The organism is Moritella sp. JT01 (assembly GCF_001574435.1).
Taxonomy (GTDB): domain Bacteria; phylum Pseudomonadota; class Gammaproteobacteria; order Enterobacterales; family Moritellaceae; genus Moritella.
On record NZ_LOCN01000006.1, the window covers coordinates 153,228 to 164,777 of the forward strand.

14 protein-coding genes are annotated in these 11,550 nt (G+C 39.1%); 10 read left to right on the plus strand and 4 right to left on the minus strand.

Annotation, left to right across the window (positions count from 1 at the left end; genetic code table 11):
* Positions 1–57: 57 nt before the first annotated feature.
* From AKG98_RS05800 to AKG98_RS05815, 4 genes are all read left to right on the plus strand, one after another.
* Positions 58–1,062 (plus strand): NAD(P)-dependent alcohol dehydrogenase, encoded by a 1,005-nt coding sequence (locus AKG98_RS05800; RefSeq protein WP_067042736.1) that lies wholly within the window; start codon positions 58–60, stop codon positions 1,060–1,062.
* A gap of 471 nt (positions 1,063–1,533) precedes the next feature.
* The gene (locus AKG98_RS05805; RefSeq protein WP_067042739.1) at positions 1,534–1,953 is read left to right on the plus strand and encodes an SRPBCC family protein; all 420 of its coding nucleotides are present in this window, start codon (positions 1,534–1,536) and stop codon (positions 1,951–1,953) included.
* Entirely contained in the window at positions 1,946–2,407 is a 462-nt protein-coding gene (locus AKG98_RS05810) for a MarR family winged helix-turn-helix transcriptional regulator (RefSeq protein ID WP_067042742.1), read from the plus strand. Before AKG98_RS05805 ends, AKG98_RS05810 begins: the two co-directional genes overlap by 8 nt.
* A 37-nt stretch (positions 2,408–2,444) precedes the next feature.
* Complete coding sequence (locus AKG98_RS05815; protein WP_198155441.1) at positions 2,445–2,951, plus strand: EVE domain-containing protein; 507 nt, start codon at positions 2,445–2,447, stop codon at positions 2,949–2,951.
* A 116-nt stretch (positions 2,952–3,067) separates the two neighbouring features.
* On the opposite strand, the gene AKG98_RS05820 is transcribed toward AKG98_RS05815, so the two are convergent.
* Positions 3,068–3,526, minus strand: a complete 459-nt coding sequence (locus AKG98_RS05820) for a GNAT family N-acetyltransferase (protein WP_067042745.1) — start codon at positions 3,524–3,526, stop codon at positions 3,068–3,070.
* 479 nt (positions 3,527–4,005) lie between these two features.
* Positions 4,006–4,863, minus strand: coding sequence for an AraC family transcriptional regulator (locus tag AKG98_RS05825; RefSeq protein WP_067042748.1), 858 nt, complete (start codon positions 4,861–4,863; stop codon positions 4,006–4,008).
* A gap of 165 nt (positions 4,864–5,028) precedes the next feature.
* On the opposite strand from AKG98_RS05825, the gene AKG98_RS05830 reads away from it, so the two are divergent.
* Positions 5,029–5,745, plus strand: a complete 717-nt coding sequence (locus AKG98_RS05830) for a sugar isomerase domain-containing protein (protein ID WP_067042751.1) — start codon at positions 5,029–5,031, stop codon at positions 5,743–5,745.
* Between the two features lie 103 nt (positions 5,746–5,848).
* Here the strand turns inward: AKG98_RS05830 and AKG98_RS05835 are convergent, their stop codons facing one another.
* Positions 5,849–6,751 carry a LysR substrate-binding domain-containing protein gene (locus tag AKG98_RS05835; protein ID WP_067042754.1) on the minus strand — a complete coding sequence of 301 codons (903 nt, stop codon included), beginning with the start codon at positions 6,749–6,751 and terminating at the stop codon, positions 5,849–5,851.
* A 180-nt stretch (positions 6,752–6,931) separates the two neighbouring features.
* On the opposite strand from AKG98_RS05835, the gene AKG98_RS05840 reads away from it, so the two are divergent.
* The 3 genes from AKG98_RS05840 to AKG98_RS05850 all read left to right on the plus strand — a co-directional run bounded on the left by AKG98_RS05840 (position 6,932) and on the right by AKG98_RS05850 (position 9,173).
* Entirely contained in the window at positions 6,932–7,378 is a 447-nt protein-coding gene (locus tag AKG98_RS05840; protein ID WP_067042756.1) for a DoxX family protein, read from the plus strand.
* A 76-nt stretch (positions 7,379–7,454) separates the two neighbouring features.
* Complete coding sequence (locus AKG98_RS05845; RefSeq protein ID WP_067042759.1) at positions 7,455–8,435, plus strand: glutathione S-transferase family protein; 981 nt, start codon at positions 7,455–7,457, stop codon at positions 8,433–8,435.
* Positions 8,436–8,450: 15 nt separating this feature from the next.
* Positions 8,451–9,173 carry a pirin-like bicupin family protein gene (locus tag AKG98_RS05850; protein ID WP_067042763.1) on the plus strand — a complete coding sequence of 241 codons (723 nt, stop codon included), beginning with the start codon at positions 8,451–8,453 and terminating at the stop codon, positions 9,171–9,173.
* A gap of 66 nt (positions 9,174–9,239) precedes the next feature.
* Here AKG98_RS05850 and AKG98_RS05855 read toward each other — a convergent pair whose 3' ends face one another.
* A complete protein-coding gene (locus AKG98_RS05855; protein WP_228140214.1) occupies positions 9,240–9,788 on the minus strand; it encodes a MarR family winged helix-turn-helix transcriptional regulator in 549 nt (182 codons plus the stop codon).
* A 145-nt stretch (positions 9,789–9,933) separates the two neighbouring features.
* On the opposite strand from AKG98_RS05855, the gene AKG98_RS05860 reads away from it, so the two are divergent.
* A complete protein-coding gene (locus AKG98_RS05860) occupies positions 9,934–10,686 on the plus strand; it encodes a hypothetical protein (RefSeq protein WP_067042769.1) in 753 nt (250 codons plus the stop codon).
* 65 nt (positions 10,687–10,751) lie between these two features.
* Positions 10,752–11,315 carry a redoxin domain-containing protein gene (locus AKG98_RS05865; RefSeq protein WP_067042772.1) on the plus strand — a complete coding sequence of 188 codons (564 nt, stop codon included), beginning with the start codon at positions 10,752–10,754 and terminating at the stop codon, positions 11,313–11,315.
* The last annotated feature ends 235 nt before the right edge of the window (positions 11,316–11,550 follow it).

Consider the following 11,550-nt stretch of genomic DNA (forward strand, 5'->3'; position numbering starts at 1 on the left):
CCTATGTAAATAAATTGATTATCTTTATTTCACCGCAATTTAAACAATGGACAAAAAATGAAAGCATGGAAAATTATTTCAGATAAAAATGAATTCAACATCAAACAGCAGACCGTTCACTTAAGAACTCCAGAGCATGGAGAAGTCTGCATTAGAATTCGTGCCGCATCATTAAATAAGCGTGACCTTATGATCATAAAGGGCACATATCCTGGCGTGAAAACAGGTGAACTTATTCCTCTGTCGGATGGTGCGGGAGAAATTATCGCTCTCGGTGAGGGGGTGAGTGATCTTCGCCTTGGCGATCGTGTTGTTAATTTATTTTGGCGCGATTGGATAGATGGTGATTTGGCGCCAAACAATGCAGCTATGGGAAGTACTATACACGGAGTACTAGCAGAAGAAATTATATTACCTGCACACGCGCTAATAAAGATACCTGAATCTCTTAGTTTTGAAGAAGCTGCAACATTACCTTGTGCAGCCCTTACAGCTTGGAACTCACTCATGGAATCAGGTAAATTAAAACCAAATCAAACAGTTCTTACACTTGGTACAGGTGGGGTATCTCTCTTTACATTACAGTTTGCCAAAGCTGCAGGTGCTACGGTAATTATAACCTCAAGTAGTAATGAAAAACTTGCCCGAGCCAAAGCTATGGGTGCCGACTTCATCATCAACTACAACACGACGCCTGATTGGGAAGAAGAAGTACTGCGAATAACTGAGGGAGAAGGTGCCCATTTCATTATAGAAACAGGTGGCCCGGGCACACTGAGTCAATCTTTAAAAGCAGCATCTTTCAACAGTCAAGTTACTATGATTGGAGTACAGGCCGGAGTAGATGAAAAAATATCGCCATTACCGATTCTATTTAAAAAAATACATCTCAAAGGCATCATGGTAGGAAATAGAAAGATGTTCGAAAATATGCTTACTCAGATTGCGACCCATAAAATCAAACCTGTCGTTGATCAAATATTTGACTTCAACGATGCACCTAAAGCATTCGAAGCTATGGAATCAGCCAAGCATTTTGGAAAAATAGTGATTGTGAATTAGTTGCGTATTAACCATTCATTTACATCATAGACTTCAGGTTTGTGAATCGGTTTGGGTGCATTTGCAAGTTAGTTTTCCAAGTCGTTTTTTGAGGGGGGAAGCACCTTAGCATCCAGATAAAAGATGAAAAAGCATTATGCTCATAATTGGTTTAGGGAGCTGTTGTGATATGACAAATCACTTCCATTCCTCACATCAGAAAATCTATGGCAAATAACTATGTTCATATTACGACTGATTCAAAGCTCTAACTCATTTTGGGGCAAATTCAAGTTAGCCTTTCCCCTAGCTCATTTTTCCCTAGCTCATATTTGGACATAAATTAGTTACACACATAATTGCCACTCCTAAAGACAAATTGCCAACACACAACCGATTCAATGCATCGGAGGTTAAAATACTAACTAAAAATGGGGTGACAATAATAGTAAACTGGTTTACCATTATTTTACTATAAAGGAGTAGATTATTATGTGGACTAAAACATCGAGCTTGATCGTTGACGGACTAAGTGCGAATAAGGTTTGGAAAGTGTGGACAGATGTCAACCAATGGCACACTTGGCAAGACGATATTGAATATGCAACATTGGAAAGTGAATTTAAAAAAGGGGCTGTATTGAAATTTAAGCCTAAAGGAGGACCAAAGATTAACATTGAACTAATAGAAGTAAGAGAGAACTCAATGTTCATAGACCTGACTAAATTCCCTCTTGCCAGAATGTATGATTCTCATGAACTAATAGAACACGGTAATAAATTGGAAATTAAATCGACATTAAAAATCGAAGGTCCACTATCATGGCTATGGAAGAAGCTTGTTGCTGAAAGTGTAGCAAGTGGAATGGATAAGCAATTATCTCGATTGATTGAGAAAAGTAAAAATGTCTAATTCATCACCCTTTAAGCATGAAGCAGCAGATGACAGTGTAGGTTTTCTACTTTGGAAGATAACTACACTTTGGCAAAGAAAGTTAGCTGTAGTATTAGGGGGTTTTGGAATTACCCAAACTCAATTTGCAATTCTAGCTTCATTAAGATGGTTTCAAGATAACCAAAAATTGGCCACGCAAACCAATTTAGTTGAGCACACTAAAATTGATAAAATGACAATATCTAAAGCAATTCGAAAGCTCGAATTAAATGGTTTAGTCGAACGTACTTCCTCATTATCTGATGCGCGAAACACCAATGTTCAATTCACAAAAGAAGGAAATAGTTTAATAATTAAAGCTATCTTTACCATTGAAACTGCTGATGACGAATTTTTTTCCTGCTTAACCGAGAGTCAACTTAAGCAATATAAATCTCTGACATCATCACTAATAAAAAGTAATACTTTATAAATCAAAGAAAATATAGAAATCTTCTATAGGAGGTATTTTGATAAAATTTTGGTGTGGTGTCGTTTCTCGTGAACACATTAAACGAGGAGTCGTAGGAGGATTTTGCCAAGTATGCCATGGTAAACCTGCACCTTTAAATAGAATGTCAGTTGGTGACGGGATTGTTTTTTACTCACCCACTCTCGAATTCAAGGGTAAGGAACAATGCCAGAAATTTACAGCTATTGGCCGAGTCATAGGAGAAGATAGCTATCAGTTTCAAATGGCACCAGACTTCATTCCATACCGCCGAGATATTGCATATATAAGTGGTAAGGAAGTAGCAATTCGTCCAATGCTCGATAAGTTAGAATTTACTACAGGAAATAGAAACTGGGGCTTTAAATTAAGGTTTGGTCATTTTGAGCTATCACAGCACGATTTCTTTACTATAGGTCAACAAATGGTAGGCCTTGTTACTTTAACTGAAACCTTTAACTTGTATGATTGCACGGTATCAAATGTTCAACATCAGGGTGAGTTATGGGATGATTTTCCCGTTTAGTACTTAGCAATACATAACGTACCCCATTGCCCCGTAAACACAAAACACAACCTTGAACTGAAAATTACAAGCGTTGGGAATCTGTCTTAAACGCTTGTTATATGTGGAGTTCAAAACTAAAAATACGCAGGTATTGAGCCATGAAGTCCCGATGGCGCGTTTGAACTAAACATGCAATCAGAGCCCTCAATACAGACAAAACCAAGCTTGCTATAAAACTTATGGTCAATATCACTATGTAAGAATACGGCTTTGCAGTTGTGATTAGCGAGCAACTCCTTCGTGACTAAAGTTATCATGTGAGATGCATAACCTTTACCACGGAGGCTTGGTGGCGTTGCTATTGAGCCCACCCCAAAACAATCGTCTTTGAGCCCAAACATACCGCTGTAAACAATGAGAGACGATACGATTTGATCGTTTTCCATTAGCACATACCAAGTACCCGCTCGATACTTTTCACTGCTGCGACAGCCTGCTAGATACTCTTCAAAAGAAAGACCATCATTCCACGTATCAAAGCCCATAGCATAAATAACATCTAGCTCACGAGCCTTTACTTCTCTTAAGTGCATCCTTGTAACCCCCGTATTGACCAAGACGTAAACTATCATCAAACAGTACCAAATTTGTAAGTTATTACAAATAGATAACTTCAATTAACGGCCCTAAATCAAATAAAGCGAAGAAAAAACAAGAATCATATTTATATAGACCCGTGTAAATGCATAACCAAAAATAAAGTTTACATTTCATACTTATACGATTTAAGGAAGTTAAAAATGAAGATTATTTGGCAGTATCACGATGCCCACCACAAATGATTAAATCCTATTATACCTGTATATGAAGCTAGGTTTTCGATAACAAAATATATGTAAAATCAATATCACTATATTGTGGGAGAGTAATAACTCTAGGCCACTTTGGAGCATAAATGGATTAGCGTTGATGCTTCAAAGGTGTTATAGCATTCCTTCGATATCCACTCTGTTTTAAAACTTCTAAAAAATCGTTCCGTAGGCACTCTGTGTCCCAACAATTTCCGCATCGGCTACTTAAATTTTAATCTGTATTTAGAGGGGGTTAGGTGCTTATATTCTTTGAACAACCGATTAAAGTTCGCTTGGTTTCTATAGCCTACTTTTTCTGCGATTAAGCTAATTGATAAATTCGTTGTCGTAAGCAATTGAGCTGAATAATTCAGCCTAAGCTTCTTTAGGTACTGACTAAAACTTTCATTGAAATTCTGTATAAACCAACGATGAATGGTGTTTTCACTAACATACATATAATTTGCTAACTTTTTTAATGTTATATCCGATGCAAAATGGTTATCAATGTACTGACAAACTCGGTCAATTTTATTGTTGTTATGGTGTGTTGTGTTTTTCTTTACATCTGTTGAACGTGAAAGTAAGGTTAAACTTGATTGGTCTGCATATAATTCAGCCAGTACTTGAATCAATACAGCAAGTTGTCCTATGGAAGAAAGGCTTTCAAAGTTGTTTAGGTGCTTATAAACCATCTCTGCTGTTTTAGGTGAAAAACTAAGCCCTTTATTCGCGCGTTGAAGTAAAGGTGCTAACTGCCTCAACTCAACACAGCTGTACATTGCTTTGGCTATCCACTCTTCTCTAAACCATATAATATGGGTCTCACAAAGATTATTTTCATCTGTATCTATGGATTCAAAGCTATGGACAACGTTTGGTCCTATCAGTATTAGGTCATTGTGTTCTATCTGACCTTCGTAAGAACCTATTACTGCTTTTCCTTTAAAGTTTCTATGTAAAACAAGCTCAAATTCTTGGTGAGCATGCCAATTTTCGGATTTGTAAATTTCTTCCAACATTTTGTAACGCCAAGACCAGCCTTGTCTTTGGGGTACTTTTTGTATTGTTGTTTTCATGATTACTTGTCTACAACCTTTGGTTTAGAAATATGAAAATTGGGAACAGCCTAGTACATACAGTAATATATCAAGATAAGTATTACTTGTTAATGGAATAGTATTATATCTTGGGTCGTGGGACTGTAAGCTAGTTATATCTATAACATACAGAGAGCATTATATATGTTTGAATATTTTAATCACTTACAGCCAAGGCTTACTTCTCTCGTTGAAGCAAATAGAGATACTTTATCTAAAGCGACCGAGCTTTTCACTAAAGCTATTGTTGATGACAAAATGGTGCAAGTTCTTGGAACTGGGCACTCTCATATGATTGGGCTAGAGGGATTTATTCGAGCCGGGGGGCTTGGTAATATAAATGCTATTTTGGATTCAGTATTACTGACCAATGATGGTGCCTTAAGAGGCTCTGCAATGGAAAAATTATCAGGGTTGGCAGAAGTCGTGTGGAATGACCAAAATATATCGTCGGGGGACGTTATTATGATTATTTCAAATTCTGGTCGAAATGCACTTCCTATTGAATTTGCTAAAATAGCTAAAAGCAAAGGTCATTCTGTGATAGCAATAACATCAGTAGAGCAATCATCAAAATACGAGAGTCGTCATAGTTCTGGTTTTAAGCTAATGGATATTGCTGATATTGTTATTGATAATTGTGTACCTCCAGGAGATGGTCTGTGTAATATCAACGGGAATATTACTGGCGCATTTTCTAGCATTGCTGGTATGTTAATTATGAATATTCTTACGGTCGAGGCTCAAAAAGAAGCTATAAAGCAAGGTGTAACACCCTTGGTCTTCTCCAGTCAAAATATTGATGGTTTCAACAATGATCATGTCTACAAACATTTTGGCACAAGGTTAAAATCAATGTAGTTAGTCACTTACGAGCAATGCGTTCTCTCTGAAGTTGTTATGTAATTGGTGGGTAGATGCACTAACACATTTTGGAGCAGAACCTTGTTAGGCGACTTTATGTCTAAAATACCGGATGAAGATGCTGCTGCATAATGTCTCTCAATCGTTTTAACCCTTTCCCTTTATTCACGGTTTTCCAAGCAAGGTAAATGTCTGATACAGGCTCCCTTTCGCCTAGGTCAATTTCGACTAAATCACCCGAATTTAAATGTGATTGAATACGTGTTTTCGGCAGATAACCTACGCCAATGCCAGCAATAATGGCTTGAATCTTGTGTTCAACTGAATTAACGTAAAAATGTCGGCTCTGTTCAATAATGTTATTTGACCAAGGTACTGCAGTTCTTGCTGAGTCGTGCACAACGACAGTCCGGTAGTTATCAATTTCGGATTTGCTAACCGGTGCTGTAAAACTCACTAGCTCATGACCTTTAGGCACAACGAATATTTTCTGCAGATTGCCTAAGGCGGTCACACTAATACCTTGTTGATGTGGAATTGGGGCAGGTGCAGCGATAAGTAAATCGGTGCGATCTTCAATCAATGCTTCCCACGAACCATGCATTACCTCTTCATTCATGTCTACTTCGATATTCGGATGCTCATTTAAAAACAGCGCTAATGGTTTAAGTAATAGCTGCATGTCAAAAAGAGAATCGAATGTGATATTAATTTTAGGTTCCCAGCCATGGGATATGGTTTGCGTTTGCTCGGTCAGTTTACTCACTGCACCAAGCACTTTTCGACCTTCACCGAGTAAGTGGCGACCCGCAGGCGTTAATACCGACCGCCTACCCTGACGCACAAACAAAGTCACCGCCAGTTGCTCTTCTAATTTCTGCACTATGTAAGAGAGCGCCGAGGGTACTTTATTTAACTGTTCAGCGGCGGCGGCAAAACTACCACGACGGTCAATCGCATCTAGCACCTGTAATGCTTCTATCGTTATCGGAGATTTATACATTCATAGCCTCTCTCTTCTTATTATTTTATTGTCACGCTTATACACGCCATCAATTGTTCAAATATTTTGAACATACTAAACAAATTTCAGCGGTTATTCCAATCCATTTAAGCGAATACAATAGCTACACACTTATAAGACATACTTAGAAACCCATTAACGAATCAAAGAGAGCACAACATGAATACTTCAACAATTAATAAAATATTAACATCAGATAACACTTTTTCGGCATTACCACTGCGTTTAGTGGCGGGCATTATTTTTACCGCTCACGGCGCTCAGAAACTGTTTGCTTGGTTCGGTGGTTATGGGCTCGAAGGCACAGGTCAATGGATGGAATCTATCGGCCTAGCACCAGGTTACTTAATGGCGATGATGGCAGGCAGTGCGGAATTTTTTGGCGGCCTACTGCTTATCCTTGGTCTACTCACCAGACCAACAGCACTGGTATTGTCACTAACGATGATCGTCGCTATTTTTAGTACGCATATCGATAACGGGCTGTTCATGAGTAACAACGGTTATGAATTTGCCTTAGCACTGTTTGCAATCAGCCTGTCGGTAATGCTGCAAGGCGGCGGTAAATTATCAATCGATCGCCTTATCGTAAGTAAGCTTAGTTAATAAACCCGATTCGGAAACATAAGTATTAAATTTAACGAAGATGGGCGCTAACACAACATAAATTAGGAGCATTATCATGGGATTAATCGTCAACGGTAAATGGCATGACCAATGGTACGAAACCAAAGGTAGTAAAGGTCAATTTGAACGTCAGGCAAGTCGCTTCAGAGACACTATTTCAAATGAGGAAGGTAGCCGCTATCCGGCAGAAGCAGGCCGCTATCATTTGTATGTTTCGTTAGCGTGTCCTTGGGCGCATCGCACTTTGATTTTCAGACAATTGAAGCAACTCGAAGACATTATCTCTATCAGCGTCGTTAAACCTGAAATGCTGAACAATGGCTGGGAATTCGGCGCTAATAATGACGATAGCAACGACTACAGCGACACACTCTATCAAAGTGACTATGTATACCAGCTTTACCTTAAAGCTGCGCCTGATTATGAAGGACGAGTTACCGTACCTGTATTGTGGGATAAGAAAACACAAAGCATCGTTAACAATGAATCGAGTGAAATAATTCGCATTTTTAACACTGCGTTTAATCAGTTAACTGGCAACCACGATGACTATTATCCGACTGATTTACAACCAGAAATCGACACTATTAACGAACGTATTTATGACACGATAAACAATGGTGTCTATCGTGCAGGCTTTGCCACCGCACAAGTAGCATATGACCAAGCCTTTGACGCACTTTTTGCCAGTTTAGATTGGCTTGAAGCGCGACTTAGCAACCACCGCTATTTACTCGGTGAACAACTAACAGAAGCGGATTGGCGATTATTTACGACATTATTGCGTTTCGATGCCGTTTATCATGGTCATTTTAAATGTAACCGCAATAAATTAAATGAGTTCCATAATATCAGTCACTATGTACGTGAATTATTTCAATTTGAAGGGATCGAAAACACTGTCGATTTGGAATATACCAAGATCCATTATTACGCGAGTCATGACACAATTAACCCGACTTTGATTGTCCCGCGTGGCCCACAGCAAGATTTCACTGCACCGCATGATAGAAATCGATTAACAAGTAAAGTCTAGGGGGAGGAAAATACAATGATAAAACACTATCCTTTTCAGCAGATTGGCAAAGCAAACCACGGCTGGTTAAAAGCCAATCATCACTTTAGCTTTGCTAATTATTACAATCCCAAAAGAATGGGGTTTGGCACGCTCAGAGTTGTTAATGACGACTGGGTTGCAGCAGGAACAGGGTTTCCAGCTCACACACACAAAAATATGGAGATCATTACTTTTGTACGCTCCGGTGCGGTCACTCATCAAGACAATACTGGTAATAAAGGCGTGACCCTCGCAGGCGAAGTACAAGTGATGAGTGCAGGCTCTGGTATTACTCATTCGGAATACAATTTAACAAAAGAACCCTTAACGTTATTTCAAATTTGGGTTGAACCGAATAAGCACAACGTAAAGCCGAGATGGGACAGCAAACTGTTTTCTGAAGATACCGATACGGTTAATAATACTAGACTACCCCTACTCGTTTCTGGATACCCAGGCGAACAAGATAACGCACTATTTATCAATCAAGCTGCGCGAATCTATGGTGGCAAGATTAAAAAAGGCACGCAATTTACTCACTCAATTGAACACCAAGCATATGTTTTGGCATCAAGTGGAGAGTTTGAACTTATCGATAATCAAAGGGCGATATTGATGAACAAAGGCGATGGAGCAGAAGTGACGAGACAAAAAGACGTCATTATTAAAGCCCTATCCGATACGGAGATCATCGTAATTGATGCACCTGCCCAGTAATATTTTGTTTATGTGGCAGCAATGGCAGTAGCGATCAGACGATCGCTATTTTTTAAGACCCTCGGTTTACTTGTGTAAATGTTCCCGGCATATAAGATCAATGTCATTTATTAAGAGTGGTTCCTGTGTCAACTCACAAAAATAACCGTCATCACGTTTAGAATTATGCATACAGGTATGACATTGACCAAAAGATTTAAACTGATTAGCTGACTGCACTGCAAATAATAAATCATGAAGCGCAGTGTTAATCGTATTAAATTTTTTATTATTAAGTTGTTCACTCGCTTGTTGCAGTAGTGGTGAGATCTGCAACCCATTAATCAACTCTAGGCCAGATTCTGTCACTTTAAGATGTGCAACACGTTTATCTTTACTATCCGCTACTTTCTCAATAAGTCCTTTTTTTTCAAGCACTTTTAGTGTCTGAGAAACCGAACCCTTGGTCTGATTTAAATAATCAGTCACGCCCATTGGTGTGTCTGAATAACGGTTACATATCGACAGATAATGTAACGCTTCAAATTGGATGGGCTGCAAACCATACTCAAGCAAGCGATTACGTTTTTCACTGCGTAGCAAGCTAGAAAGCCGCTCTAATGTTTGTTGGATCATTGATATATTCATTCATATATAGTATCGAATAAACACCATATTTACAACCTAGAATGGTAATTGTAGTATTGAGTCGATACCATTTGACAACACGGAATGCCCGTGTACACTTAGTGTTGACTCAATACTAATTTTGGAGATAGTTATGAAACACCATTCTTTATTTATCACAGCCTCTTTGGCACTGTTGTCCTCGTCTTATGCATTTTCTGACGGCTCACATGATGGCGGCATCCACGCTAAAGTCGATCCTACAGGTAACACACCTGCCACCTTTGATATCGTTCACGCCAAAATAACGACTGATAAAAATATTGCGACCTTCCACATGGCGGTGTCTGAAAAAGCAGGGATAAGTAAACCACTTGCATCGGGTAAATTGGCGGGTAGTAACGTGTTCTCTTATGTGTGGCCGACTTCGCTTAATAGCGCAACAGTTGGTTTCGAGAAAGACGCCGGAATACTGTCACTTGCAGTGACAGCTCATGCCGATTTTGATGACACGCCTTTATACGATGAGAATTCAGATAACAATCCAGCCAATGATGGCGATGTTTGGCACAGTCATTGGGTCGTTTTACAAGCCAATGAACAGTGCGGTAAAGGCATGCTCGCGGTGGTTGATATTCCAGAAGGTACATCGCCAAAACTGCCTAAAACATGGCCGGGACTCCCTATCCTGCTAGATAGTCCAGGCTGGGATCCTATCTTTAATAACAACACCGTTGAAGTAAAAGTAGCCTTTGATTCTAACGTTGATATTTCCAATACCAAGTATGATGGCGTTACCGCTGGCCTACGCGTTAATCAAAGTGTTCATGCACCATTACTATGTGTAGTCAATGTAATGGACGTTGCCTCTGGAGATTTAAGTTTACCCGGTAAAGTAAATCAATAAAGAAATTAGGCAGGTGTTAGCGCGCCTGCCTATCAATTAGTCCCATAATCAATGAGGTAATAAGAATGTCTATATTAACCGAATACCCAATAGCACCCGAAATTGAAGCAAGTGCTTGGCTCAATACGACTGCACCACTGTCTCTATCAAAAATGAGAGGGTCTGTCATTGTTATTCATGCATTTCAAATGTTATGTCCAGGTTGTGTATCGCACGGGATACCGCAAACAAAAATGATCGATGAAACATTCTCCGATAAAAACGTTAAAGTCATTGGCCTTCACACTGTATTTGAACATCACGCAGTGATGACCGCTGACGCACTAAAAGCATTTATCCATGAATATCGAATCACTTTTCCGATTGCCATTGATATGCCAGCTTCAAGCGGCCATATACCCAAGACAATGCAACGCTATGAAATGAGGGGAACGCCGACTCTTATTTTGATCGATAAAAATGGCCGAATAAGACTAAATCATTTTGGCAGAATCGATGATATGCGAGTGGGTAAGATAATTAGTGAATTGGTATCAGAAACAGCTGCACTTACCAGTACTACTGAAAAGACAGAGTCGACTTTAGATTCAGCTGAAAGTAGATGTGATGAGAACGGTTGCTATATTTAATACCGATGCGCCTAAGAACTGAGTCTTAAGCGCTTTATGATGACCCGATCCAGCCTACCTTTTAGTATCTTATATAGCGCTAATAACCGTTAATTATGTTCGCTATTTAAATGACATATTCCATGTTCATTATTCCATTTACATAACATTTCACTTTCTTTACATAGGTTTAATTGTCCTTGCAGCTCTGTATCGGTATATTGCTGCAAGCAAATTATGATGCCGTTTTCGAAAA

Excerpts from the sequence above, each read along its gene's own strand:
- AKG98_RS05800 (WP_067042736.1), top strand. The coding sequence starts at position 58 with ATGAAAGCATGGAAAATTATTTCAGATAAAAATGAATTCAACATCAAA.
- AKG98_RS05805 (WP_067042739.1), top strand. The coding sequence starts at position 1,534 with ATGTGGACTAAAACATCGAGCTTGATCGTTGACGGACTAAGTGCGAAT.
- AKG98_RS05810 (WP_067042742.1), top strand. The coding sequence starts at position 1,946 with ATGTCTAATTCATCACCCTTTAAGCATGAAGCAGCAGATGACAGTGTA.
- AKG98_RS05820 (WP_067042745.1), bottom strand. The coding sequence starts at position 3,526 with ATGCACTTAAGAGAAGTAAAGGCTCGTGAGCTAGATGTTATTTATGCT.
- AKG98_RS05825 (WP_067042748.1), bottom strand. The coding sequence starts at position 4,863 with ATGAAAACAACAATACAAAAAGTACCCCAAAGACAAGGCTGGTCTTGG.
- AKG98_RS05830 (WP_067042751.1), top strand. The coding sequence starts at position 5,029 with ATGTTTGAATATTTTAATCACTTACAGCCAAGGCTTACTTCTCTCGTT.
- AKG98_RS05835 (WP_067042754.1), bottom strand. The coding sequence starts at position 6,751 with ATGTATAAATCTCCGATAACGATAGAAGCATTACAGGTGCTAGATGCG.
- AKG98_RS05840 (WP_067042756.1), top strand. The coding sequence starts at position 6,932 with ATGAATACTTCAACAATTAATAAAATATTAACATCAGATAACACTTTT.
- AKG98_RS05845 (WP_067042759.1), top strand. The coding sequence starts at position 7,455 with ATGGGATTAATCGTCAACGGTAAATGGCATGACCAATGGTACGAAACC.
- AKG98_RS05850 (WP_067042763.1), top strand. The coding sequence starts at position 8,451 with ATGATAAAACACTATCCTTTTCAGCAGATTGGCAAAGCAAACCACGGC.
- AKG98_RS05855 (WP_228140214.1), bottom strand. The coding sequence starts at position 9,788 with ATGATCCAACAAACATTAGAGCGGCTTTCTAGCTTGCTACGCAGTGAA.
- AKG98_RS05860 (WP_067042769.1), top strand. The coding sequence starts at position 9,934 with ATGAAACACCATTCTTTATTTATCACAGCCTCTTTGGCACTGTTGTCC.
- AKG98_RS05865 (WP_067042772.1), top strand. The coding sequence starts at position 10,752 with ATGTCTATATTAACCGAATACCCAATAGCACCCGAAATTGAAGCAAGT.